At 73.9% G+C, this 25666-nt stretch carries 19 protein-coding genes; 10 read left to right on the top strand and 9 right to left on the bottom strand.

What is annotated here, in order from left to right; all coding sequences use genetic code 11:
* Positions 1-90 precede the first annotated feature (90 nt).
* The 3 genes from MQP27_RS29375 to MQP27_RS29365 form a co-directional block, all read right to left on the bottom strand.
* Positions 91-4422 carry a cation-translocating P-type ATPase gene (locus MQP27_RS29375; RefSeq protein ID WP_242768974.1) on the bottom strand — a complete coding sequence of 1444 codons (4332 nt, stop codon included), beginning with the start codon at positions 4420-4422 and terminating at the stop codon, positions 91-93.
* 7 nt (positions 4423-4429) lie between these two features.
* The gene (locus MQP27_RS51740) at positions 4430-5158 is read right to left on the bottom strand and encodes a hypothetical protein (protein WP_372511342.1); all 729 of its coding nucleotides are present in this window, start codon (positions 5156-5158) and stop codon (positions 4430-4432) included.
* 131 nt (positions 5159-5289) lie between these two features.
* Complete coding sequence (locus MQP27_RS29365; RefSeq protein WP_372511341.1) at positions 5290-6606, bottom strand: extracellular catalytic domain type 1 short-chain-length polyhydroxyalkanoate depolymerase; 1317 nt, start codon at positions 6604-6606, stop codon at positions 5290-5292.
* 372 nt (positions 6607-6978) lie between these two features.
* Here MQP27_RS29365 and MQP27_RS29360 point away from each other — a divergent pair, with 372 nt between their 5' ends.
* Together MQP27_RS29360 and MQP27_RS29355 are read left to right on the top strand one after the other, a co-directional pair.
* A complete protein-coding gene (locus MQP27_RS29360; RefSeq protein WP_242768973.1) occupies positions 6979-7956 on the top strand; it encodes a pectate lyase family protein in 978 nt (325 codons plus the stop codon).
* Between the two features lie 29 nt (positions 7957-7985).
* Positions 7986-8783: a pectate lyase gene (locus tag MQP27_RS29355; RefSeq protein ID WP_242768972.1), complete on the top strand. Its 798-nt coding sequence runs from the start codon at positions 7986-7988 to the stop codon at positions 8781-8783.
* A 78-nt stretch (positions 8784-8861) separates the two neighbouring features.
* Here the strand turns inward: MQP27_RS29355 and MQP27_RS29350 are convergent, their stop codons facing one another.
* Complete coding sequence (locus MQP27_RS29350) at positions 8862-9605, bottom strand: PaaX family transcriptional regulator C-terminal domain-containing protein (protein ID WP_242768971.1); 744 nt, start codon at positions 9603-9605, stop codon at positions 8862-8864.
* Positions 9606-9676: 71 nt separating this feature from the next.
* Between MQP27_RS29350 and MQP27_RS29345 the strand changes: the two genes are divergently transcribed.
* Positions 9677-11356: an acyl-CoA dehydrogenase family protein gene (locus tag MQP27_RS29345; protein WP_242768970.1), complete on the top strand. Its 1680-nt coding sequence runs from the start codon at positions 9677-9679 to the stop codon at positions 11354-11356.
* Positions 11357-11459: 103 nt separating this feature from the next.
* Positions 11460-13460: a HEAT repeat domain-containing protein gene (locus MQP27_RS29340; protein WP_242768969.1), complete on the top strand. Its 2001-nt coding sequence runs from the start codon at positions 11460-11462 to the stop codon at positions 13458-13460.
* Positions 13461-13541: 81 nt separating this feature from the next.
* Here the strand turns inward: MQP27_RS29340 and MQP27_RS29335 are convergent, their stop codons facing one another.
* Complete coding sequence (locus tag MQP27_RS29335) at positions 13542-14126, bottom strand: Rv1733c family protein (RefSeq protein ID WP_242768968.1); 585 nt, start codon at positions 14124-14126, stop codon at positions 13542-13544.
* Between the two features lie 214 nt (positions 14127-14340).
* Here MQP27_RS29335 and MQP27_RS29330 point away from each other — a divergent pair, with 214 nt between their 5' ends.
* From MQP27_RS29330 to MQP27_RS29315, 4 genes are all read left to right on the top strand, one after another.
* Complete coding sequence (locus tag MQP27_RS29330; RefSeq protein WP_372511339.1) at positions 14341-15492, top strand: WD40/YVTN/BNR-like repeat-containing protein; 1152 nt, start codon at positions 14341-14343, stop codon at positions 15490-15492.
* A gap of 72 nt (positions 15493-15564) precedes the next feature.
* Entirely contained in the window at positions 15565-16242 is a 678-nt protein-coding gene (locus MQP27_RS29325; protein ID WP_242768966.1) for a uracil-DNA glycosylase, read from the top strand.
* Between the two features lie 389 nt (positions 16243-16631).
* A complete protein-coding gene (locus tag MQP27_RS29320) occupies positions 16632-17600 on the top strand; it encodes an N-acetylglucosamine kinase (RefSeq protein ID WP_308290017.1) in 969 nt (322 codons plus the stop codon).
* A gap of 119 nt (positions 17601-17719) precedes the next feature.
* The gene (locus MQP27_RS29315; RefSeq protein WP_242768964.1) at positions 17720-18643 is read left to right on the top strand and encodes a sirohydrochlorin chelatase; all 924 of its coding nucleotides are present in this window, start codon (positions 17720-17722) and stop codon (positions 18641-18643) included.
* Between the two features lie 83 nt (positions 18644-18726).
* On the opposite strand, the gene MQP27_RS29310 is transcribed toward MQP27_RS29315, so the two are convergent.
* Together MQP27_RS29310 and MQP27_RS29305 are read right to left on the bottom strand one after the other, a co-directional pair.
* Positions 18727-19761, bottom strand: a complete 1035-nt coding sequence (locus MQP27_RS29310; RefSeq protein WP_242768963.1) for a lactonase family protein — start codon at positions 19759-19761, stop codon at positions 18727-18729.
* Between the two features lie 94 nt (positions 19762-19855).
* Positions 19856-21352, bottom strand: a complete 1497-nt coding sequence (locus MQP27_RS29305; RefSeq protein ID WP_242768962.1) for an FUSC family protein — start codon at positions 21350-21352, stop codon at positions 19856-19858.
* 194 nt (positions 21353-21546) lie between these two features.
* Between MQP27_RS29305 and MQP27_RS29300 the strand changes: the two genes are divergently transcribed.
* Positions 21547-22023, top strand: a complete 477-nt coding sequence (locus tag MQP27_RS29300) for an Lrp/AsnC family transcriptional regulator (protein ID WP_242768961.1) — start codon at positions 21547-21549, stop codon at positions 22021-22023.
* A 19-nt stretch (positions 22024-22042) separates the two neighbouring features.
* Complete coding sequence (locus MQP27_RS29295; RefSeq protein ID WP_242768960.1) at positions 22043-22738, top strand: HAD family hydrolase; 696 nt, start codon at positions 22043-22045, stop codon at positions 22736-22738.
* A 43-nt stretch (positions 22739-22781) separates the two neighbouring features.
* Here the strand turns inward: MQP27_RS29295 and MQP27_RS29290 are convergent, their stop codons facing one another.
* On the bottom strand, positions 22782-24047 hold the full coding sequence (locus tag MQP27_RS29290; RefSeq protein ID WP_242768959.1) for an NADH:flavin oxidoreductase/NADH oxidase family protein: 1266 nt from the start codon (positions 24045-24047) through the stop codon (positions 22782-22784).
* Positions 24048-24196: 149 nt separating this feature from the next.
* A complete protein-coding gene (locus tag MQP27_RS29285) occupies positions 24197-25585 on the bottom strand; it encodes an FAD-binding oxidoreductase (RefSeq protein ID WP_242768958.1) in 1389 nt (462 codons plus the stop codon).
* Positions 25586-25666: the final 81 nt, after the last annotated feature.

Raw genomic sequence — 25666 nt, 5'->3', positions numbered from 1 at the left:
TGAGCGTTTTCGGAGACAGTTCCGTATTGCTCAGCGCAATGCGCCTGTCGTCGCGTTACAGGCGCATCGCGATGTCCCAAATATCGGCAGCTATTCTGCAACTTGCCCAAATGTGCGAGCCCGGGATTCCTTTTCGTGACGGGCGTCGGCCAGGTGTTGGACCGTCTCCTCCAGTCGGGGCAGCGTCCGCTGGCCCGCCACGGCGAGGGCGATCGCCACGGCGACACCGGCCCAGGCGACCGGGCCCAGCGGGGTGCAGCCGAACAGGCGGCTGACGCCCGGTGTCTGGACCAGGCCGAAGAGGACGGCTGCCGAGCCGATCGACGTGACCTGTACGAGGGGGCTGTCGCGCCGGTCGAGCAGGGTCTGGGCGAGCTGGGTGCCGACCACCCCGCACAGCGCCATGGTGCCGGAGCGGCGGGCGGTGCCCGGGGTGAACCGGCCCAGCAGCCAGGCGGTGACGGCTCCCAGGCTGGTCGTCAGGGCGCGGTGCCGGATCTGGGTGACGAGGCGCTCGCCGAGGACGTCAGCGGTGTCCTCGGGTGTTCCGGCGGCCGCGCGTGCCTCTTCCTCGTCCGGCGTCACCGCCACCGCCATCGCCGGGAAGAGGTCGGTGAACAGGTTGACCAGCAGCATCTGGCGGGTGGACAACGGCGCGGCGCCGGACAGCAGCGTGCCGAGGATGCCGAAGCCCACCTCGCCCGCGTTGCCGCCGATCAGGATGGCGATGGCGTCGGCGACGCTGTGCCACAGCGCCCGGCCCTCACGGACGGCCTCGATCAGCACCGACAGGTCGTCCTCGGTCAGCACGAGGTCGGCGGCGTTGCGGGCGGCCGCGGAGCCGCGCGCGCTGATGCCCACGCCGATGTCGGCCGCGCGGATCGCGGCCGCGTCGTTGGCGCCGTCGCCGACCATGGCGACCACCCGCCCGGCCTCCCGCAACGCCTCGATGACCTGCAGCTTCTGCTCGGGCGCGACCCGGGCCACGACACCCACGTCGGCCAGCATCCGGGCGCGGGCCGTGCGGTCGGCGGCGGTCAGTTCGTCGCCGGTGACCACGGCCGTGTCGGCGGGCCAGCCGAGCTCGGCGGCGATCGCCCGGGCCGTCTGCGGGTGGTCGCCGGTGAGCATGACCGGCCGTACGCCCGCCTCGCTCAGCCCGCGCACCAGGGCCGGGGAGGTCTCGCGCGGTGCGTCCGAGAGCGCGAGGAGTCCTGTGAACTCCAGCTCCTTCAGCGGCTGTTCGAGTACGTCGGTCTCCTTCTCCTCGTCGCTCAGGCGCCGTTGCGCGACGGCCAGGACCCGCAGTCCGTCGCGGGCGAGTTCGTGGGCCGTGTCGGAGGCGGCGGAGGGCAGGTCGGCGCAGGTGGGCAGGACGGTCTCCGGCGCGCCCTTGGTCACCAGGACGCGGGTGCCGTCCCCGTCCCGGCCGACGGCGGCGGCGTAGCCGCGACCCGCCTCGAAGGGCAGCCCTTCGAGCTGTGTCCAGTCGGGGTCGGGGCGGGCCGCCTCCAGCACGGCCTCGTCGGTGGCGTGCACGGGCCGGTCCGAGCCGCCGTTGAGCTGCGGGCAGGCGCGTGCCGCGGCCCGCAGCGTGTGCGCGCCGGCCGGGTCGTCCGTCGTGTGGACGGTGCCGTCGGCGTCGCAGACCCGCGTCAGGCGCAGCCGGTTCTCGGTGAGGGTGCCGGTCTTGTCGAAGCAGATGGTGTCCATGCGGCCCAGCGCCTCCAGGGTGCGCGGGGTGCGCACCAGGACACCGCGCCCGCTCAGCCGCCGGGCCGCCGCCATCTGCGCCACGGTGGCCACCAGCGGCAGTCCTTCGGGTACGGCCGCCACGGCGACCGCCACTCCCCCGCTGACCGCCTGCCGGATCGGGGTCCCCCGCAGCAGCGCCAGGCCGGTCACCGCGGCGCCGCCCGCCATGGTCAACGGCAGTGCCCGGCGCGTCAGTTCCTGCAGTCGCGCCTGCACCCCGGCGGCCGGGGGCGTCCGGGCGGCGAGGTGGACGGCGCGGGCGGCCTCGGTGCGGTCGCCGGTGTCGACGACGACGGCCTTGGCCTGTCCGGCGACGACCGTGGTGCCCTCGAAGGCCATGCAGCTGCGTTCGGCGACCGTGGCCTCCGGGGTGGCGTCGGTCTGCTTCTCGACCGGAAGGGACTCCCCGGTCAGCGCGGACTCGTCGACCTCCAGGCCCTCCTGCCACAGCAGCCGGGCGTCGGCGGGCACCACGTCGTCCGCCTGGAGCTCGATCACGTCGCCGGGCCGCAGTTCGGCGGCGTCCACAGTGCGCGGGGCGTCGGACGCGTCCTCGTCGGCGGGCGCCACGCGGGCCTTCTGCTTCTGCCCCGCGAGCAGCTTGGCCAGCGCCTGCTCGGCCCGCAGCCGCTGGATCCCGCCGACCAGCGCGTTCAGGTCGAGCGCGCCGACGACCAGCAGGGCGTCCATGGCGGAGCCGAGGATCGCCTCGGCGGCCGAGCCGACCGCCAGGACCGGGGTGAGGGGGTCGTCCAGCTCTTCGCGCATGGCCCGGGCGAGCTGCAGGGTCCAGCGCACGGGCGCGAGCAGGGGATGCCCGTCGGCCGGGTCCGCATCGCCCGTCTCCTGTTCCCGCGGCTGGGAGGGTGTTTCGTCCGCCGTGCGTTCCAGCCTGGTGCGGACGTCCTCGGGTTCCAGCTCGTGCCAGGCCACGCGGGGGCGCGGATGCGGGGCGGGGGCCGCCGCCACCTGCCAGGCCGCCCGGGCTCCAGAGAACAGGGCCGTCGCCGCGCTCGCGTCGACGGGTGTGTGCCGCAGCCCCGGCCACGGGGTCCGGCTGGGCCCGCGCGCCTCGCCGACGGCCACGAGCAGCCCCGACAGTGCCGCGCCGGACCGGGCCAGCACCTGTGACCTGCGGCCGACCGCGCGGGCGGCGGGGATCGCGGTGAGCAGCCGCCATACGTCGGCCAGGCCGTGCAGGGCCAGGATGTCCGCGCCCCACACGAGGGCGCCGTCGTGGTCGGCGAGGGCGAGGGCCACGTCTCCGCCGAGCAGTCCGGCGAGGACGTCCGTGTCGTCGGCCGACCGGGGCCGGGCGACCGTGACGACGGTGCCGCCTTCGTCGCGCAACTCGCGCACCACCTCGCCCAGGGGCCGGTCGGCGGGCACCACGCGGTCGGCGAGGCCCGTGATGTCGGACAGCTCGGGGTCGTCCACCAGGACGACGCCCAGTCCCGCGCGCCGTGCCGCGTCCAGCACGGGCTCGGCCCAGGCGTCCGCCTCCGCGCCGGGGACCCGCAGGGCGCTGGGGTGCAGGACGACCGTGCCGACCATCTCCAGTTCTCGCAGGCGTTCCGAGTCGCGGACGAGGACGCCGGCCTGGGACAGCTTGGTGCTCAGTACGGCGTGGAAGACGGCGGGGCCGTAGCGCGCGGCCTTGGGGGAGCCCGCGAGGACCGCTTCGGCCGCCTCGTTCCCGTCACGCTTGACCAGCAGGGTGGCGGCGGCGCCGAGCAGGCTGCCGGCCGAGGCGTGGCCGGCGTACTCCTGCGCCGGGGAGGTGCGCAGGGGCGGGCGCGGGCAGTGGTCGGCGGGCACGCCCGCGCGTTCGGGGGTGCAGATCTCGTCGTGCAAGGTGTCGAAGGCGTTGACGCGGGCCACCGTCTCGGCGAGCTGGACGGCACGCAGCGTGCCGTCCAGCGCCAGGGCGGTCGGGGTCCGGCCGACGCCGTGGGCGGCGGCGTTCACGGCCGCCAGCAGCAGGTCCATGCGGGTGTGTCCGAGCCGGGCCCGCAGCCAGGCCCGGACGGTGGGGTTCTCCCGCAGCAGCGTCACCAGCGCGGTCACCTGCCGGGGCGAGGGCGGCAGGCGCAGCAGGTATCCGGCCACCGCCAGTCCGATCCCGGCGCCGTCGGCGGCGAGCGCCAGGGTGGCCGCGCGTACGCCGGCCGGGTCGGCGGGGTGCGCGAAGTCCTCCACGTCGTCGTCCGCGCCGGTGAGCCCGTGCCGGGCGGCGAGTTCGGTCGCCGCCTCCACGACCCGGTCGCTCACGGTCTCGTCCACGGCGGCGACCACGAGCCTTTGCAGCCCGCCGTCCCAGTAGGCGTACGCCACGTCCGGCCGCTCGGCCAGCGCCCGGGCCAGACGCCGCACCCGGTGCTCCCGTCCGCCGTCCGCCGACGCCGGGTCCGGTTCCGCGGAGCGCAGCGCCAGATGCATCCGCGTACCGGACCGCCACGGGCCAGTACCGCTCGGCAGGGCACGGCCGACGGTCCGTACGAGCTGTACCGCTCCGTCGGCGCCACGCACCCCGGCCCGTGCGGTACCGGCCGCCGCCCCGGCGGCCGCACCCACCGCGGGCACGGCCCCGCGCACGAGCAGCCGGGGCCCGGCCGCCACCAGACCGATCGCCGCGGCGGCGGGCCGCGCCAGCATTCCCAGCACCATCACGCCCTCAGTCGCCGGTAGGTTCGGCCGACGACCCGCCCCGCTGCGCGGCATCCTCGTCCGGCCCGGGAGCCCCGGGTTCCGGCGCGGCGGGTCCAGGAGGCACAGCCGCCTCACCGGGGCCGGACGCGTCTCCTCCGGAGGTCAGCGGCTCCGCGCCGACGGCTGCGGGTCCTGAGCCGTGGTCCCCGGACCCCCCGCCGTGGGCCGCCGGTTCTCCTCCGGCAGCGGCCGTCTCCCCGCCGTCGGTCATCGGCGCCGATCCGTGGGGTGCCGAGTCCCCGTCGCGGTCCTCCGAAGCCCCGCCGGGTGCAACCGGCTCCGAGCCGTGCGGCGTGGGCTCTCCGCCCACCGTCGGGGGTTCGCCGCCGATGGTCGGCGGCACCGCGACGGTGGTCGTCGGGTCCGCGCCGACGGGCGTGCCCATTCCCGCGCCGGCCGGGATCCCGCCCTCCAGCTCCTGCGGGTGCTCGGGCCGCGGCTGGGTCAGCCATGCCACCGCCGCGCCGGTGACGGCGACCGGCCACTCGACGATGCCTGCGACGCCCAGGACGCCCGCCCCCGCGTACACCGCGAGTCGCCGGCCCCGCGGGGACACCGCTCCGACCTTGTCCAGGGCGCCCTCGGCGACCCTGCTCACCATTCCCGCGCCGGGCACCCTGTGCAACGCCGAGGCCGCGTTCCGCAGCGGCCCCGGAAAGGTGGTCGACGACGGCCGTTCCTCCTGCCGAGCCATGACTGTCCTCGTTCCGTATGACATCGCTTGCCGGAATCGCCGGGTTCCCGTTCCGCGCTTCGTCATCCGGGCAGGAGGAGGGCAATACGGGGGCGGCGCGACGAGGGAGGCCGACGCGCCGCCGGTGGACGTCAACTCGTGGTGCAGGCCGTCCCGTTGAGCGTGAAGGCGGCCGGAGCCGCGCTGTTGCCGGTGTGGTTCGCCTGGTAGCCGATGCTGACGCTCGCGTTCGGGGCGATCGTCGCGTCGTACGAGGCGTTCGTGGCCGTCACCGCCCCGGAGGCCGGCGCGTAGCTCGCGCCCCAGCCGTTGGTGATGGCCTGGCCCGCCGGGAGCGTGAAGCCGAGCTGCCAGCCGTTGACCGTGGTCGTGCCGGTGTTGGTGATGGTCACGGAGGCGGTCAGGCCGGTGTTCCAGGCGTTGGTGGTGACGGTCACCCTGCAGGCGCCGGGCTGCGGCTGGGGTGCGGGGCCGGAGCTGTCGAGGCCGAAGAAGGTGAGCGCGCGGGAGGCCATGCCGTAGGTGTAGAGGTTGTGGCCGACGCCCTGGAGGCTGATGGCCTCGACGGGAGCACGCTCACCGGTGGACCCGTACCGTGTGCGGGTCCAGCCGGAGGCGGGCGAGTCGGTGGCGGCCGGGGTCTGGCCGACGCCGAGGACGTCGGTCCACTGCTTGATCTCCTCGCCGAAGTTCGGGTAGCGCAGCGTCGCGTCCTCCGTGCCGTGCCACAGCTGCATCCGGGGACGCGGGCCGGTATAGCCGGGGTAGGCGCCGCGCACCAGGTCGCCCCACTCCTTCGGGGTGTGGGTGATCGTCCCGTTCGCGCAGGCGCTGTTCCACTCGGAGCCGTCGCTGGTGGCGAAGCAGCCGAAGGGGACGCCGGAGAAGGCGGCGCCGGCCGCGAAGACGTCCGGGTAGTCGCCGAGCAGGACGTTGGTCATCATCGCGCCGGACGAGATCCCGGTGGCGTAGATCCTCGCGGTGTCCGCGCCGTACGTGCGGGTCACCCAGTCGATCATCGACTTGATGCCGACCGGGTCGCTGCCGCCGCCGCGCTTGAGGGCCTGCGGCGAGGAGACGTCGAAGCACTTGCTGGCCCGGGTGACCGACGGGTAGATCACCACGAAGCCGTAGGTGTCGGCGAGTTGGGCCCACTCGGTGCCGTTGTACATGGCCGGCCCGGAGCCGGTGCAGTAGTGCACGGCCACGACGACCGCGGGGTGCGCGGTGACGCTGTCCGGTACGTAGAGGTACATCTGGAGGTTGCTGGGATTGGTGCCGAAGTCCGTGACCTCGGTGAGGGTCGCGGTGGGGACGGCGGCGCGCGCGGCGGCGGCCGGGGGTGCGGTGAGGGTGACCGCGGCGAGCAGCGGCACCAGTGCGCCGACCAGTGCCAGGAGCACCGTGCGCAGCGGTCTCCTCGGGGTCGTACGGGTGCGGGTGGACACGTCCTTGCCCCTTTCTCGGCGGGGTTGTCGGCTTGCTCGGACGGCTCGCCCCTTTCGGAAGTCGTCCGGAATCTCTCGGGAATCTCCCGGAAAAGGGAAGCGTCCAGCCCGCATGGTGGCATGGACACGACCGTCATGGAAGCGCTCCCACACCACCGCCCCGCATGGATTCGGACAGCCCTTGCCGCACACCTGGACGGACGAAAAGCGTTCTGCGCAAAGCGTTGACCAGAAAGCGCTTACCCTCTACGTTCCGTTCAGCACCGTGACCGACAGGGCCCGATCGGTCACCGTGCTCGCGCGCGGAGTTCAATCTGGCGTACGTCGTTCACGTACATGACCATGCAAGACCTCCCGAAGGGACGCACCCGCATGCGTACTCGCCCCCCACGTACACACACGCAAAGAACCGCGACGGTGGCGGCCGTCGCGGCGGCACTGGCGACGGCGACCGTCCTCGCCCTTCCCGGGTCCGCCGGCGCGGCCGACTCCTCGCCGGTCGGGTTCGGCGCCGGGACGACCGGCGGCGGCAGCGCCTCGGCGACCACCGTCTCGACGCTCGCGGCCTTCAAGACGGCGGTCACCGGCAGCACCGCCAAGGTCGTCAAGGTGAGCGGTCTGATCTCGCTGAGCGGCCAGGTGGACATCGGCTCCAACACGACCGTCCTGGGCGTCGGTTCGTCGTCCGGGTTCACCGGCGGCGGGCTGCGGCTGAAGAACGCGACCAATGTGATCGTCCGCAATCTCAACATCAGCAAGGCGGTCGGCACGGACGCCATCACGGTGCAGAAGTCGACGAAGGTCTGGCTCGACCACAACACCCTGTCGTCCGACCGCGACCACGACAAGGACTACTACGACGGCCTGGTCGACATCACGCATGCCTCGGACTACGTCACGGTGTCCTGGAACGTCTTCAAGGACCACTACAAGGGCTCCCTTGTCGGACACAGCGACAACAACGCGAGCGAGGACACCGGGCATCTGCGGGTGACGTACCACCACAACTGGTTCGACAACGTCAACTCCCGCATCCCCAGCCTGCGGTTCGGCACCGGGCACTTCTACGACAACTACGTCGTCGGCGCCGAGACGGCCGTGCACTCGCGCATGGGCGCGCAGATGTTCGTCGAGAACAACGTGTTCCGCGACACCGAGGTCGCCGTCACGACCAACCGCGATAGCGACGTGGACGGCTACGCCAACCTGTCCGGAAACGACCTCGGTGGAGCCGCCACCGAGATCTCGCAGGTGGGCACCTTCACCAGCCCGCCCTACGGCTACACCGCCGAGCCCGCCTCGTCCGTGGTCGCCTCGGTGACCGCCGGCGCCGGCACCGGCAAGCTCTGACACCCCCCACCGGAAGAAGGCATCGGGACATGACTTCACCAGCACGCACGCGTGCGCGCGCACTGGCCGGAGGCCTGGCCGCACTCGGACTCACTTCTGTCATGATCATGACAGAAGGAGCGTCCCCGGCGAGCGCCGCCACCTGGCCCACCGCGAACGGCAGCCAGGCCGTCACCGCCACCATCTCGGTCTCCGGCACCAAGGACTACGGGATGAAGCGCCTCTACGGCAGCGGCGACCTCGGCACCGGCGGCCAGAACGAGGACCAGGACCCGATCCTGGACCTGGCCCCCGGCGCGGTCCTCAAGAACGTCATCATCGGGGCGCCCGCCGCCGACGGCATCCACTGCGAGGGCAGCTGCACGCTGCAGAACGTGTGGTGGGAGGACGTCGGCGAGGACGCGGCGACCTTCCGGGGCTCCTCGTCGTCCAACGTCTACACCGTCTCCGGCGGTGGCGCGAAGGAAGCCAGCGACAAGGTGTTCCAGTTCAACGGCGCCGGCACCCTGAACGTCTCCGGCTTCGCGGTGCAGAACTTCGGCAAGCTGGTCCGCTCCTGCGGCAACTGCAGCACGCAGTACAAGCGGACCATCAACCTCAACACCATCGAGGCGACCTACAAGGGCAGCGCGCTCGTCGGCATCAACACCAACTACGGCGACAGCGCGACTCTGAAGAACATCACCATCGTCGGGGACAGCGGCAAGAAGATCGTGCCCTGCCAGAAGTACATCGGGAACAACACGGGCGCGGAGCCGCCCAAGAACGGCTCGGACGCCGACGGCACGTACTGCAAGTACTCGTCGTCCGACATCACCTACAAGTAGGCCCCCCACGGTGAACCAGGCCGTACGAAGCGCCCCCGCACGGCGCTTCGTACGGCCGCCGTCGCGTCCCGCCCGGCCTCACGCCCCGATGGAGCCGGCGATCTCCCGCTGGTACTCGGCGTACTCGGCCCGCAGCGCCGTGCCCGGCCAGTCGGCGGGGAGGAGTTCCGGGGGCAGGACGGGATCGGCCAGCAGGTGCCGTACGACGGCCGCGAAGGCGGTGAGGCGGTCGGCGGGGAGGTCGGCCGCGGCGATGTGGGCCAGCAGGGAGCGGGCGCCTTCCGCCCACGCGTCCAACGGCCACAGGGAGGCGGCGAGTTCGGGCGCGGAGAGGCCGGGGCGGGCGGTGTAGGCCTGGGAAACCGGGGCCAGGTCGTCCGGGAGGGGGCGCAGGAGGTTGGCGGGGCGCAGCCAGACGCCCTCGCGCAGTTCGGCGAGCCGCAGGGCGGTCAGCCGGGCGCGGAGGTCGGCGCGTTCGGCGGGGCCGCGGCCCGTCGCCGTGATGACGACCATCTCCCAGTCGCCGTCCCACGCGCGCGTGCGGGCCTCCACGGCGTCGTCCTGGCGGCGCTGGCGGGCCAGCAGCCGGTCGCTGAGCCGGTAGACGGCGTCCGTGCGCCGCAGGTCACCGGCGGCGACCATGCGGCTGAGCGCCGCACGCAGCGTGGAGCCGCCGACACCGAAGGGCTCCACCGCGCGCACCAGGTCCTTCACCGGGAGCTCCGGCGGGTGCACGCCCAGCAGCAGGCTCAGCACGACCGACCGCGCGGACAGCGGCCGCAGGTCGACCTCTCCGGGCTGCACTGACACGTTCATCGGCATGGTCACGTACTGTACGGGCGTCTTCTTGTTGCATCATTGCTACAGCCGCAGGAAGGGTGCAACATGGCGCTATGGCCACGACACCCGCGCCCGCGCAGCCGCAGCAGTACGCCACGCACTCCGTCACCAACCAGCCGCCTCCGCTGACGCCCTACGACGCCTCCGAGGACACCGCCCTGATGGAGGGGCTGCGCCGGGAGGGCGCCGAGTGGGCGGAGGAGGACATCCGGCGGCTCGGGCTGCGGGCGGGCAGTGCCGAGGCGCAGGAGTGGGCCGAGCTGGCCAACGCCCACGAGCCGGTGCTGCGGACCCACGACCGGTACGGCAACCGCGTCGACGAGGTCGACTTCCACCCCAGCTGGCACCACCTGATGCGGGCCGCGGTGGCGGCGGGGCTGGCGGCGACGCCCTGGGCGGAGGACCGGCCGGGCGCCCATGTGGCGCGTACCGCGGGCGGGTTGGTGTGGGGGCACACCGAGGCGGGGCACGGCTGTCCCACGTCGATGACGTACGCGGCGGTCCCCGCGCTGCGTGCGCAGCCCGACCTCGCGAAGGTGTACGAGCCTCTGCTGACCAGCCGGGAGTACGACCCCGGGCTGCGGGTGCCGGCCGAGAAGCGGGGTCTGCTCGCCGGCATGGGGATGACCGAGAAGCAGGGCGGCTCCGACGTCCGTACGAACACCACCACGGCGTGGCCGACCTCCGAGCCCGGCGTCTACCAGCTGCGCGGGCACAAGTGGTTCACCTCGGCGCCGATGTGCGACGTGTTCCTGGTGCTGGCGCAGGCGGCCCCGCACAGGGACAAAGGAGGGCTGTCGTGCTTCCTGGTGCCGCGGATCCTGCCCGACGGGACCCGCAACACCTTCCGCATCCAGCGGCTCAAGGACAAGCTGGGCAACCGGTCCAACGCCTCCTCGGAGCCGGAGTTCGACGGGACCGTGGCCTGGCTGGTCGGGCCCGAGGGGCGGGGCGTCAAGACGATCATCGAGATGGTCAACTGCACGCGGCTGGACTGCGTGATGATGTCGGCGACCCTGATGCGCAAGACGCTCGTCGAGGCGGGGCACCACGTACGTCATCGCAGCGCGTTCGGGGCGCGGCTGGTCGACCAGCCGCTGATGCGCAACGTCCTGGCCGACCTCGCGCTGGAGTCCGAGGCCGCCACCACGCTCACGCTGCGGCTGGCGGGCGCCGCGGACCGTGCGGTGCGCGGGGACGCCGGTGAGGCCGCGTTCCGGCGGATCGCGACCGCCTTCGGCAAGTACTGGGTGACCAAGCGGGGGCCCGCCTTCGCCGCGGAGGCCCTGGAGTGCCTTGGCGGCAACGGGTACGTCGAGGAGTCGGGCATGCCCCGGCACTACCGCGAGGCCCCGCTGCTGTCGATCTGGGAGGGCTCGGGGAACGTCAACGCCCTCGACGTGCTGCGGGCGCTCAGGCGCGAGCCCGGTACCGCACAGGCCCTGTTCGACGAACTCGCCCTGGCGCGGGGCGCGGACGCCCGGCTGGACGCCGCGATCGTGCGGCTGGAGGGCCTGCTGACGTCCGGTTCCGAGGCCGGTGCCCGACGCCTGGTGGAGCACATGGCCCTCACCCTGCAGGCTTCTCTGCTGGTCCGGCACGCCCCGCCCGCCGTCGCCGACGCGTTCTGCGCGACCCGGCTCGGCGGGGACTGGGGGCACGCCTTCGGCACGCTGCCGGACTCCGCCGGCGTCGACGCGATCCTGACCCGCGCGCTGCCCGGCGGAGATTAGGGCTTCTTCGGCGATTGGCGCAGAGTCACCTCCCGATTCCGCTTCGTTGTCAGTGGCGTGGTGCAGACTCACGATCAGTTGGCACTTCGCCTCGGGAGGACACGTGTTGACGGGGATCGACGAGGTCGACTGGGCTTCGCTGCGGCATGCGTACGGCAGCGCGAAGGACGTGCCCGGACTGCTGCGGGGGCTCGCCTCCGCGGACCCGGCCGAGCGGGAGGTCGCGCTCGACGGGATGTACGGCGCGGTGCACCACCAGGGAGACGTGTACGACTCGACGCTGGCCTGCATCCCGTTCCTGTTCGTGCTGGCGGAGTCCGCCGCGGTGGCCGACCGGGGCGGGGTGGTCGAACTGCTGGTCAGCATCGGGCAGGAGGGCGAGGGCCGGGACGACGACATCTGTGCGCGGGCGGGCGCCGCGGTGCGGGCCGGTGCCGAGGCGTTCGTCCGGCTGGCCGGGGATCCGGACGCCGGGGTGCGCCGGGCGGCGGCGGGAGCGGTCGTGCGGTTCGTCGACCGGCCGGAGCGGGTGCTGGGCCTGTTGCGGGAGCGGATCACCGTGGAGCGGGACGACCGGGTGCTGCTCGCCCTGGCCGAGGGCCTCGGGATCTTCGTCCGCCGCCATCCCGGGCGGGCCGCCGGGGCGGTGGACCTCCTGACGGCGCAGAGCGCGCCGCCGTTCGGCCCCGGGCTTCGCCTGGCCGCGCTCGGCCAGCTCGCGGGCTGTGCGCCCGACCGGCTGCCGGCCGACCTGGTGCCCACCGTCGTACGGCTGTTGCGCGACCGGTCCGAGACGCGGCCGTGCCGGCCGGGGCGGTCCGCGCGCCCCGACACCGACACGCTCGTCGGTCGGCTGCGGCGGCTGCGGCCCTCGGACGAGGAGGGCTCCCAGCTGCTGCGGACCCTGCACAGCGCGCTCGGCGACCGGGTGGCCGACCGGATCGCCCTGCTGACGGGCCAGTTGACCAGCCCGTCCGCGACCGACCGGTGCAACGCCGTGTGGATGTCGGCGGGGCTGCTGCGCGAGTGGCGGGCCGACTACCGCGAGCCCGTGGCGCTGATCGGCGCCCAACTGTCCGCGGAGGAGGACCGGTTGCGCGATGCCGCGGCCTCCGTCCTGGGCGACCTGTTCGACCTGGCCGCCCCGGCCGCGGACGCCCTCCACGCCCTCGTGCTCTCCCGTCCCGACCTGTGGGTACGGCAGTGGGAGCGCGGGGCGCCGACGCTGGGCGGCCCGCTCAAGGCGCTGGCCAGGACCGGCGATCCGCGGGCGGTGCCGGAGCTGGCGGCGGTGCTCGCCGGGCCGGTCGTCCCGGACGACCTGGGCCAGGTGATCGTCCACCTGGGACCGGCCGCGGCCCCGCTCGCGCCGGCGCTGCGCGAAAGGCTCGCTGGCGTCCCCCTCGACTCCCCCGAGCTCTTCGAGCGGGCCACGCCCCTGCTGGCGGCACTCACGGCGCTCAAGGACGCGGAGTCGGCGCCGGAGGTGCTGCGGCTGGCTCAGGGCATACCGGACGGGGTCCGGTTGCGGGAGTCGGTCGTTGAGTCGGCGGTGCGGGCTCTCACGGCCTTCGGGGAACGCACGGCGGTTCCGGTGCTGCGAGGCCTGCTGGACACCGGGCTCGCCGTGACAGCCGCGGGGGCGCTGTGGTCGCTGGAGGACGACACGGACGTCGTACTGCCCGTGCTGATACGGGAGTTGACGAGCGAGCGTCGCCACCGCCGACGGGAGGCCGCCGACACGCTGGCGCGCATGGGTGCGGCGGCCCGGCCCGCGCTGCCCCGACTGCGCCGCATGGCAGACTCGGACGACCTGTGGGAGCGGGCGTCGGCCGCGGGTGCCGTGTGGCGGATCGACGGGGACGCCGACCTGGCCGCCCCGATACTGCGGGCCGCCTGGACGGCCAACCCGCACACCCGCCGCCCGATCACCGCGAGCCTCGCGGCCCTGGGCGCCTCGGGCACACCCCTGCACGACCTCCTGCGCGCCGAACTCGCCGCTCCACGCCGCCATCAGGCCCCGACCGGCGGACACGGCAGCCACGACGTCCTGCACGACGAGGAGCTGCTGCGCGCGTGCCGGGAGGTGGTGGGCAACGGTTAGGCCGGAAGGCCCCGACACGAACAGGGCCGCGCCGGAAGGCCCCGACATCGATGCCGGAAGCCCACCAGGCCTCCCCCGCCGTCACCCCGTCTTGCGGCCCCACAGCGGGTCGAAGCGGGCCCACTCCGTGTCCCACTGGTCGATGCGGCGGCGCTCCATGCGCCCGCACAGCACACGGCCGCCGACGAAAGGCACGGCCGCGGCGCTCACGCCGACCAGGCAGCCGATCAGCGAGGCCCGAAGGTGGGCCTGGGAGACGGTGGCCGGCCGGGTCACCAGGCGGCCCTGCGGATCCGTCCAGACCGAGACGGCGGTGCCTGCCGCGCTGCCGGGGTGGACGCGGACCTGGCCGGTGTGGCTGGAGCCGTTCGGGGCGATCCAGCGGACCTTGCCCCACACCCGGTCACCGCTGGAGGTTGCGGACTGCTTGGAGGCCGTTCCGGGAGCCTTCTCGGTGAGCCGTGCCTCGACGCGGCGCCATTCGACGCGCTCGCGGGCCAGCCCGTGCTCGACGGACTGGGTGGCGGCCAGGCCGGCCAGCACCCCCGCGAGGACGGTGACCACCCAGGCACCCAGCACCACCCAGGCCTCCACCGCGTCGGCGCGACGTTTGAGCGGGTTGCGCCGCCAGCGCCACAGCCACACCTTCGGACCACGGAACGCCATCTACGGCATCCTCCTCATGAGCACAGGACCATCCCCGACCTCCATCCCATACGGGCGAAGGTCCCCGGATGCTCAGGCCAGTCCCCGGACTCGACGTTCGCACGAGTACCCCCGTCCGCGCAGGCGACTCCGCAAAACTGCCGGGCGCACCGCCCCGTCAAGCCGACGCCTCGGCTCTGACCTGCGAAGACGTCCACTGAGGAGGTGACTGTCAGTGGTGGGGTGCAGACTGGCCGATGGCTGGGACAGAGCCATGAGAAACACCGCGGAGGTGATCGGCATGACCGAGGTACTGCTCGCCGTGGGCACGCGCAAAGGCCTGTTCATCGGGCGTCGGCGCGGGGGCGGCTGGGAGTTCGACGAGAGCCCGTACTTCAACGCGCAGGCCATGTACTCGGTGGCCATCGACACCCGCGGCGACCGGCCGCGGCTGCTGGCCGGGGGCGACAGTTCCCACTGGGGCCCGTCCGTGTTCCACTCCGACGACCTGGGCCGGACGTGGACCGAACCGCAACAGCCGGCCGTCAAGTTCCCCAAGGACACGGGCGCTTCGCTGGAGCGGGTGTGGCAGCTGCACCCGGCGGCCGCGGAACCGGACGTGGTGTACGCGGGCACGGAACCGGCCGCGCTGTACCGCTCGGAGGACCGCGGGGAGACCTTCGAGTTGGTCCGCCCGCTGTGGGAGCACCCCACCCGCTCCAAGTGGGTGCCGGGTGGCGGCGGTGAGGGGCTGCACACCGTGGTCACCGACAAGCGCGACCCGCAGGCCGTGACGGTCGCCGTCTCGACGGCCGGGGTGTTCAGGACCACGGACGGCGGCGCGAGCTGGGCGCCCTCCAACTCCGGTGTCTCCGCGGTGTTCCTGCCGGATCCGAACCCGGAGTTCGGGCAGTGCGTGCACAAGGTCGTCCAGGACGCCGCGACCCCCGACCGGCTGTATCTGCAGAACCACTGGGGCGTGTACAGAAGTGACGACGCGGGCGCGCACTGGACCGACATCGGCGAAGGCCTGCCGTCCACCTTCGGCTTCGCGGCGGCCACGCACCCTCACCGCGGCGAAACGGCGTACCTGTTCCCGATCAACGCCGACGCGGACCGGGTGCCCGCGGACCACCGCTGCCGGGTCTTCCGCACGGCGGACGCGGGCAAGAGCTGGGAGCCCCTGTCGGCGGGCCTGCCCTCCGAGGACCACTACGGCACGGTGCTGCGCGACGCGATGTGCACGGACGACGCCGACCCGGCGGGCGTGTACTTCGGCAACCGCAACGGCGAGGTGTTCGCCTCGGCCGACGACGGCGACAGCTGGCAGCAGTTGGCGTCGCATCTGCCGGACGTGCTGTGCGTGCGGGCCGCGGTGGTGGGATGAGCGCGACGGGGGGAGCGGGCGGCCTTGGCCACCGGTTGATCTCCGCTGCCTGTACGGCAGTAGGGTGACGCCGTGGCACCACGACCGTTGCATGAAATCGTCGAGGCGGGCTGGGCCGAGGCCCTGGAACCCGTAGCCGGACGGATCGCCGAGATGGGGGACTTCCTGCGCGCGGAGATCGCCGCGGGGCGCACTTATCTCCCGGCCGGACCGAATGTCCTGAGGGCCTTTCAGCAGCCCTTCGACGACGTACGGGTCCTGATCGTCGGCCAGGACCCGTATCCGACACCGGGACATGCGGTGGGGCTGTCGTTCTCGGTGGCGCCGGACGTACGGCCGCTGCCCGGCAGCCTCGTCAACATCTACCGGGAGCTGAGCTCCGACCTGGGCCTGCCCCCGCCGTCCAACGGCGACCTCACGCCCTGGACGCGGCAGGGCGTGCTGTTGCTCAACAGGGCGCTCACGACGGCTCCACGCAAGCCGGGCGCCCACCGGGACAAGGGCTGGGAGGCGGTCACCGAACAGGCGATACGCGCGCTGGCCGCCCGCGGCAAGCCCCTGGTGTCCATCCTGTGGGGCCGCGACGCCCGCAACGCGCGCCCGCTCCTCGGCAACCTCCCGTCGGTGGAGTCGGCCCATCCCTCCCCCATGTCGGCCGACCGCGGCTTCTTCGGCTCCCGCCCCTTCAGCCGCGCCAACGACCTCCTGATCGGCCAGGGCGGCCAGCCGGTGGACTGGAGCCTGCCGTGACAGACGGACCGCCGAGCGGGCCCACCGGGGGCGCGCCCGGAGGTGCCGGCCCGGGTGCACCCGGGCAACCGGCGGGCACCGCGGCCGACGGACCGGGCGCAGGTGGGCAGGGTGGACCGGGCGCCGGCGGGGCGGCCGGAGGACCGAGCGCGGGCGGGCCGGGCGCCGGCGAATCAGCCGGAGAACGGAGCACGGGCGGGGCAGGCGGACCGGGCGGGCCGAGCAGGAGCGGACCGGGCGCCGGCGGGGCGGCCGGAGCACCGAGCGCGGGCGGGCCGGGCAGGCCGGGCGCCGGTGGACCGGGCGTCGGTGAGGGCGCCGGAGGACGGGGCGTGGGTGGGGCAGGCGGGTCCGGTGCGCACGGGGTTCCCGGTGGGCGCGGCGCCGGTGTGCCGGGAGTCCTCGCCGTCGATTCCGGTGGTTCCGGGATGCGTGTGGTCGTCGCCACCGATCGCCGTGCCACGCTGGCCCGGCGTGATTCGTCGGAGCCGGTGCGGACCGGGGCCCGGGGCATCGACGCCGGGCATCTGATGGAGCAACTGGTGCCCATGGTGCGGGTGTTGCTGGCCGAGAGCGGGGTGACGGAGTTGCGGGCGGCGGCCGTCGGGGCCGCCGGGCTGGCCACGCTGGGGGACGTCCTGCGTGCCGAGCTTCCGGGCGCCCTGAGACGGGAGTTCGGGGTCCCGGCGGTGGCTCTCGCCGCCGACGCCGTCACCGCGTACACCGGCGCGCTCGGCGCGCACCCCGGTGCCGTGGTCGCCGCCGGCACCGGGCTCATCGCCGTCGGCACCGATCTCACCCGGTGGCGTCGTGCCGACGGCTGGGGTCATCTGCTCGGCGACTGCGGAGGCGGCGCGTGGATCGGGCGGGCCGGGCTGGAGGCCGCGCTGCGCGCCTTCGACGGACGGCCCGGCGGTTCGGCCGCCCTGCTGGCCCGCGCCGAGGAGGAGTTCGGCCCCATGGCCGGGCTGCCCGGCCGCCTGTACCCGCGCCCGGACCGGCCCGCCGTCCTCGCCTCCTTCGCGCCCCGGGTCGCCGCCTGCGCCGAGGACGATCCGGTCGCCGCGGGCATCCTGCGCGAGGCGGCCCGGCACATGGCCGAGTCCGCCGCCGCGGTGTGCCCCACGGAGGGCGAGCCCCAGGTCGCCTTCACCGGCGGCCTGTTCAGGATGGGCGAGCCTCTCCTCGTACCGCTGGAGGCGGAGTTGGCGAGAGTGCTGCCCCATGCCCGGCGGGTGCCGGCCGCGGGGGATCCGCTCGCCGGTGCGCTGCGGATCGCGGCGGACCTCGCCGCGGGCACGCTCACCCTGCCGGGTGACGCGGTGATGCTGTCCGTGGTGACCCCAAAGGGGGACTGATGCCTTCCCTGCGATCACTTCCGATCTGTACGTAACTCATCAGACAAAAGCGGACGGATACCGCTCACCTGCACCCTCCCCGAACAGGGGAGCCCAGGAAGCCAGTAACATGCGCTGCCATGAGCTCCCCCACTGGGCCCGCGTCCGGCCTGCCAGTACGAATGCCGCGACCTCGCCAGCCCGGGCGGCACCGCCGACCCGAGCCCCTGGCGGCTCCCGAGGGCGCGCCCGCGCTCGTCCTCGCGGTGCCGGGCACTCCCGCCGCCGCCACGCGCAGCCTCGCCGAGGAGGTCGTGAGCATCGCCCGCTCCGAGCTCCCCGGCCTCGACGCGCGCATCGGGTACCTGGACGGGGACGACGCGGAGTTCCCCACGCTCCAAGCCGTGCTCGCCCACGCCGCCGAGGAGCGCACGGCCCGCTTCGAGCAGGCCAAGGCCGCCGGCCTCGACGTCAAGGAGCCGGACGGCCCCGTCGCGGTCGTCGTTCCGCTGCTCGCCGGCCCCGACAGCGCGCTGCTGCGCCGTATCCGCCAGGCGGTCATGGAGAGCCGGGTCGCGGCCGACCTGACCGATGTGCTGGGCCCGCACCCGCTGCTCGCCGAGGCGCTGCACGTGCGGCTGTCGGAGGCCGGTCTGGCCCGCGCCGACCGTGCCCGGCTGTTCACCGTGGCGACCGCCGCGGACGGCATCATCCTGGCCTCCGTGGGTGGCGACGAGGCGGTGCAGGCGGCCGGGATCACCGGCATGCTGCTCGCCGCGCGGCTGGCCGTGCCGGTGATGGCGGCGGCCCTGGACCAGGACGGCTCGATCGCGTCCGTGGCCGAGCAGCTGCGCTCCTCGGGCTCGCAGCAGCTGGCGCTGGCGCCGTACCTGATAGGGCCGGAGATCGACCCGGGCCTGGTCGAGGAGGCGGCCAAGGAGGCGGGCTGCTCCGCCGCCGAGGCGCTCGGCCCCTACCCGGCGATCGGCAAGCTCGCCCTCGCCAAGTACACGACGGCGCTGGGCATCGCCCCGCAGCAGCCGCAGGGCGCGCCGGTCCGCTGACGCACGCGGCACAGCCGTAGCACCGCCGAAGGGCCCGCTCCGACGAACTCCGGAGCCGGGCCCTTCGGCGTACGCGCCGCAGGTCAGTCGAAGACGATGCAGGAGGCCGCCGGGACCTCGATCACGCCCTCGTAGCGCGGCAGGCCCGTGACCGGGTCGACGGCGAACCAGGTGACCTCGCCGGAGCGCTCGTTGGCGACGTACAGGAAGCCGTCGGACTCGGCGATCGCCCGGGGCCAGTGGCCGCCGCAGGGGACGGTGCCGAGAAGGTGGAGTTCCTCGCCCTCGACGGCGAAGGTGGACAGTACGTCCTCGCCGCGGGTGGCGGTCCACACGAAGCGGCCGTCGGGCGAGGCGACGATGCCCGAGGGGTAGGCGTCGCCGGCCGGGGCGCCGGGCAGCACCTGGGTCTCGGCGAGCGGCCTGAGGGTGCCGCTGTCGGCGTCCCAGCGGCAGACGGTGACGGTCGGGGTGAGTTCGTTGACAATGTACGCGCGTGTGCCGTCCGGGTGGAAGGCCAGGTGGCGGGGTCCGGAGCCGGGGCGCAGGGCGGTCTCCCGGTGCACGGCGAGCCCGCCGTCGGTCAGGGTGCACACGCGCACCGAGTCCGTGCCGAGGTCGACGCTGACCGCCCACCGCCCGCTCGGGTCCGGCTGCACCTGGTGGGCGTGCGGGCCCTGCTGGCGGGGCGTGTGCGGGCCCGAGCCGGTGTGCCGCAGCACCGCGGAGGCGGCGTTCGCGAGGCCGCCGTCGGGGCGGACGGGGACGGCGCTGACGCTTCCGGAGCCGTAGTTGGCGGTCAGGACGTGACCGGCGAAGAGGCTGAGGTGGGTGGGCTCCTGGCCGCCGACCGGCACGGACGCCCCGGCCCGCTCCAGCCGCTCCCCCGTGGCCCGGTAGGCGGCCACCGCGCCCTCGGCCGTCTCGCTCACCGCGTAGAGGGTGCCGCCGTCCGGCGCGAGCGCCAGGTACGACGGGTCGGGTACGCCGTCCACGCTGCTCAGGACGGTCAGCGCACCGCTGCCGCCGGCCACCGCCGCCGTCACGATGCCGGGTCCGCCGGCCGCCGTGAACGACCCGATGAAGGCCCGCCGTCGCCGCTCCCCGTCGTCCGTCACCGCTGTCCCCTCTCGATCAGTGCCGTCCGGGGTGACGGTAGCAGTCGATCATCTGAGGTCTAGACCAGGAGCGGTGAATTCACCCCCACCGGCCTCAGGCGCCCACCAACGGCGAGCCCGAAGGCGTTCGCAGCGGCGTGGCCAGTTCCGCCAGGGCCCGTTCCAGGCCGTGCAGGTGCGCCAGGGCCGGGGCTGTCGCGGGCGGTTCGGCGGTTACGGCGGCCGGCTCGTCAGGGCCGTCGCCCGTCAGCGCCTCCACCGCCGCCTCTACACGCCAACAGGCCGCGGCGAGGCGGGCGTCGTGCGAGGCCTCCGGGTCGGCAGCGACGGCGACCAGGCCGCGGATCTCGCGGGCGCAGTCGTCGAGCAGGGCCAGCACCCGGCGGGCCCGGCGCTTGCGGCCGAGCATGGGGTTGAGCGGGTGGACGAGGGGTGCGACGGAGAGCCGTACGCGGCCCAGGAGTTGCTCCAGCTCGGCGACTCGCGCCGCCGGGTCGGCGTCCGCGGCACCGGCGAGCCTGGCCGCCGCCTCCGCCGTGCACGCGTGCACACAGCGCAGGGCGCGCTGGATCCAGGCGTCAGTGGTGGTGTGCGTGGTGACCGGCAGGACGAAGAGCACGGCGAGGGCCGCGCCGAGCGCGCCGACGCCGGTCTCCGCCAGGCGCAGGGCGAGCAGGCCGGGGGTGAGCACACCCAGCAGCCCGTAGAGGAGCTCGGCGAGCAGGGTCACGCACAGCATCATCCAGGTGTACGAGACGGCGGCCGTGTAGAAGATCCCGAAGACGCAGGCGGCGAGGAGTACGGCGGTGGGCAGCCCCGCGCCGTCGACCGGGACGGCGACGAGCAGGCCGAGGCCGATCCCGATCACCGTGCCGAGCACCCGGCGGAAGCCGCGGACCAGGGTCTCGCCGCGCGAGGCGGTGTTGACGAAGATCCACCAGGTGGCGCCGACGGCCCAGTACCAGCGGTGGCCGGAGACCAGCTGGCCCACGACGAGGGCGAATCCGGCGCCGGCGGTCGCCTGGACGGCCTGGCGGGTGGTCACGCGGGCCAGCCCGCGACCCGTCGGCGGGGCGGGTACGGCGGCGGGCGGGAGGTGGGCCTCGTAGCACCAGGCGCCGAAGCGGACGGCCGCCGCGGTGAGCAGGGAGAGGATCACGGCGGCGTACAGCTCGGGCAGCCGCTCGGTCGTGGCGTGCAGGAACTGCGCGACGAAGAAGGTCATGAACGCGAACACGCCGAGGCTGTGGCCGCGCGGTCCCCAGCGGCGCGCGTACACGCCCGCGCCGGTGATCGCGAGGAAGGCCAGGTCGCGGGCGACCGGGTGGTCGTGCAGCCCGGCCGCGACGGCCAGGACCGGGAGGCCGACGGCGGGCAGCAGGGCGGTGGTGACGGCCTGCCCGCGGACCGTGGCGTCCGTGACGGTGAACAGCGCGAGCAGCGCGGCCAGCCCGCCGGTGACGGCGCCGACGAGGGACAGCCCGGCCAGTGCGCAGACGGCGACCGCGAGCCCGATGCCGAGGACCGCCCGGGCGGCGAAGCGCAACCGCAGTCGCCCCGGGTCCGGAGCCACGAACACCCTCTTCAGCACTGCTACCCGCCCCCTTGGACACCGGCACGAAAAAGGCGCCGCGGGATCCGCAGCGCCATCGACACTCACATTGCAGCATCAAGGGCGACACCGGCTCAAGCGACACCGAATATGCTGGACCATTGGCACAGACATATCGGTCTGCGGTCGGCCATGACCGGACCAACGGACCATGTACGAGGAGGCCGCGCACCATGGCCGTCGACGAGCTCGACACCCGCATCCTGCGACTGCTGCTGGAACAGCCCCGCACCAGCGTGCGCGAGTACGCCCGGATCCTCGGCGTCGCCCGCGGCACCCTGCAGGCCCGTCTGGACCGCCTTGAGCGGGACGGCGTGATCACCGGCACGGGTCCGACGCTCTCTCCGGCCGCGCTCGGCCACCCGGTGCTCGCGTTCGTGCACATCGAGGTCACCCAGGGCCATCTGGACGAGGTGGGGGACGCGCTGGCCGCCGTACCGGAGATTGTCGAGGCGTTCTCGATCACGGGCGGCGGGGATCTGCTGACCCGGGTGGTGGCGCGGGACAACGCCCACCTGGAGGACGTGATCCAGAAGCTGATCAGCCTGCCCGGGGTGGTCCGCACCCGCACCGAGGTGGCCCTGCGCGAGCGGGTGCCGCAGCGGCTGCTGCCCCTGGTCGAGTCGATCGGCCGCGCGGCCCGGAAATGACCTTTGCCATGCTGGGGACATGAACAGGCTCGGCAGCATCTCGGTCATCTTCGATCTCGACGGAACGCTCGTGGACAGTGAGCCGAACTACTACGCGGCGGGCCGCCAGACCCTGGCCGAGCACGGGGTGCCCGGCTTCACCTGGGCCGAGCACGAGCGGTTCGTCGGCGTGAGCACGCTGGAGACGGCCGCCCTGTGGAAGCAGGAGTACGGCCTGGCCGCCTCCGTCGACGAGCTCCTCGCCGACACCAACCGCCGCTACCTGGAGCTGGCCCGCACCGCCACGCGCGCGTACCCGGAGATGCGGAGGTTCGTGGAGCTGCTCGCGGCCGAGGGTGTGCCGATGGCCGTGGCGTCCGGTTCGTCGCCGGAGGCCATCGAGGCGATCCTCGCGGGCACGGGTCTCGACGCGTATCTGCGCACGGTCGTGTCCGCCGACGAGGTCCCACGCGGCAAGCCCGCGCCGGACGTCTTCCTGGAGGCGGCCCGCCGACTCGGCGCCGACCCCGCCGACTGCGTGGTGCTGGAGGACGCGGCACCCGGCGCCGCCGCCGCGCATGCCGCCGGGATGCGCTGCATCGCGATCCCGTACGTCGCCGCGCAGGCAGGCGCTCCGGAGTTCGCGACGGCGGGCCTGCTGCTGCGGGGCGGCCAGGCGGAGTTCACGGCGCGCGGGGCCCATGAGTGGCTGGTGCGGTCGGGCGCGCGTTCCTGAGCCGGCTCCCGTACGACGGTTCCCGCGCCCTCGGCCTGGCTCCCTAGGCGGCGTCCGAGCGCGCCCCTTCCGCCGCCCTCCGCTCGTTCAGCCATGCCCGATAGCGCCTCAACGCGCGCACATGGGCCAGTTGGTCGGTGACGAGCGCGTAGGCCGGGTGGGTGCCCAGGGCCGGTTCGGATCCGCGGGCCAGGCGGTGCAGCTGGCGGCGGACCAGGGCCAGGCCGGCCGCCGAGGCGAGGAGCTTGTCGGACCAGGTCGCCATCCTCAACCGGCCGTCCGCTTCCCGGCCTTGGCGCCAGCGGTCGGGGAGGTCGGGCGTGGCCGCGAGGGCGGTGCCGAGGCCGACCAGGGCGACCCCGCCGGCGAGGGCCCGCTCGGCCGTCTCCCGCCGGGAGATGCCACCGGTCAGCATCAGCGGGAGGGGGCTGGTCTCCACGAGCTCCGTGGCCAGGTCCAGGAAGTACGCCTCGCGCGCCTCGGTGCGCTCGTCGGCCCAGCGCTCGGCCATCACCGGGCTCTCGAAGCTGCCCCCGGACAGCTCCACCAGGTCGACGCCGAGCGGTTCGAGCAGGGTGATCACGCGCCGTGCCTCGTCGGCGTCGAAGCCGCCGCGCTGGAAGTCGGCGGAGTTCAGCTTCACGGCCACGGCGAACGTCGGCGACACCACCGCACGTACCGCCCGCACGACGTCCAGCAGCAGCCGGGCGCGGTTCTCCAGCGGCCCGCCCCAGCGGTCCGTGCGCCGGTTGGCCAGGGGGGAGAGGAACTGGGAGAGCAGGTAGCCGTGGGCGGCATGGACTTCCACACCGTCGAATCCGGCCTCCTCCGCGCGTGTCGCCGTCGTGGCGAACCGCTCGACCGTGGCGCCGATCTGCTCCTGGGTCATCGCGACCGGCCGCCCGAACCGCTTGCTGTGCCGGCCCGCCTCGACGCCCACCGCGGAGGGTCCCCACACGACGCCGGGCATCTCCGCCTGCATCTGCCGGCCGGGGTGGTTGATCTGCATCCACACCGCCGCGCCCCCGGCCTTGCCGGCCTCGGCCCAGCGCGCGAACGGCTCCAGGGGTGAGGTCCTGTCGAGCACGACGACGCCCGGCGCGGTCAGCGCCTCGGCGTGCACCATCACGTTGCCGGTGATCAGCAGGCCGGCGCCGCCGCGACCCCAGCGCCGGTAGAGCGCCGGGAGCCGTTCGTCGGGCAGCTGCCCGCGGCCGGCCAGGCCCTCCTCCATGGCGGCCTTGGCGATCCGGTTGTCCAGTACCTGCCCAGAGCGCAACTCCAGGGGTGAGAACAGGTCGTCGGACATGTCTCGGCGCCCTCCTGCCGACAGTCGAATGTGAGCGCCGCTCACCTTAGGCAGGTGGTGCGAGCCGCCTCAACATCCGTGTGCGGGCAGGGAGATGGCGGTGCCCCGTCCCCCGCCCGGGGCACCGCCAGTTCACGAAGGCGGGTCCGTCAGCTCGGCCTGATGTTCTGGTTGAGGCGGAACACGTTGTCCGGGTCGAGGTCCGCCTTGATGCGGGCCAGCCGCTCGTAGTTGCCGCGGTAGCTGGCGCGGACGCGCTCCTGTCCCTCGTCCATCATCATGTTCACGTAGGCGCCGCCCGCCGAGTACGGGTGCAGGGCGTCGGAGTAGTCGACCGCCCAGCGCTTGATCAGCTCGGCGTTGGCCGGGTCGGGGTCGACGCCCGCGTACACGGTCGACCAGGTGGCGCCCCGGTAGCCCCAAGGGGTCTCGTCGGGGCCCACGTCGTGGGCGGCGCCGTCGATCGGGTAGAGGTGCATGGTCGAATGGACGGTCGGCACCTCGGCGCCGAACTTGGCGTGGAGCTGGACGGCTTCGTCGGAGATCTCGTCGACGAAGTCGGCGCGCCAGTACCACTGGTGGCCGGGCGGGTAGAGCCCGTCGAACATGGACTGCAGGTCCGGGTGCGGCATCGGCCCTGCGGCGTGCAGCATCGGTTCCGGCAGTGCGTCGAGCAGCGGGGCCATCTCGCGTGCGGCGGCCGCGCTGTCGTCGCCGGTGTAGCACCACACCACGCCGGCCGTCTTGCGCAGTTGGATCTCCTCGGGGAACGGCGGGGCCGGCGGGACGGTGCCGTACAGGAAGAAGGCGTTGAGTTCGCGGGGCGCGTTCGGGAGGAAGTCCCGGTAGGCGGTGAGGACTTCGGCGCTGACGTCGACGGGCCAGAAGGTCGGCCCGGCGACGACCGTGTCGATCTTGTGCAGCCGGAACAGGAACGAGGTGACGACGCCGAAGTTGCCGCCGCCTCCGCGCAGCGCCCAGAACAGGTCGGCGTTCTCGTCGGCGCTCGCACGCACTTGGCTCCCGTCGGCGAGGACGACGTCGGCTTCCAGGATGTTGTCGATGGTCAGTCCGCACTTGCGGGTGAGGTGGCCGAGCCCGCCGCCGGTGGCGATGCCGCCGACGCCGGTGGTGGAGACGATGCCGCTGGGCGTGGCGAGGCCGTAGGTGTTGGTGGCGCGGTCCACCTCGCCCCAGACGCAGCCGCCGCCGACGCGGACGGTGCGGGCCTCCGGGTCGACGCGGACCTCCTTCAGGGGCGAGAGGTCGGCGACCACTCCCCCGTCGACGGTGCCCAGGCCGGCCCCGTGGTGGCCGCCGCCGCGGATCGCGAGCGGCAGGTCGTGGGCGCGGGCGAAGCCGATCACGCGGGCGACGGCGTCCGCGTCGGCGCAGCGCGCGACGAGGGCGGGACGCCGGTCGATCATCGCGTTGTACACGGCGCGGGCCTGCTCGTAGCCGGAGTCCTCCGGGGAGATCAACTCCCCGGTGAAGTCCGTCAGTTCCCGTCGTGCCGCCTGAGCGATAGTGCTGGACATGCGGTATCCCCCGTTTGTTCGGAGTTCGGGCCGATCCGCACGTTCTACTCGTGTTGCGCGAGCGCGGGCATCCGTGCGCGT

The organism is Streptomyces cylindrosporus (assembly GCF_022698165.1).
Taxonomy (GTDB): Bacteria; Actinomycetota; Actinomycetes; order Streptomycetales; family Streptomycetaceae; genus Streptomyces; species Streptomyces cylindrosporus.
The sequence above is the reverse complement of the archived record's forward strand: the minus strand, read 5'-3'. Positions and strand labels throughout refer to the sequence as shown.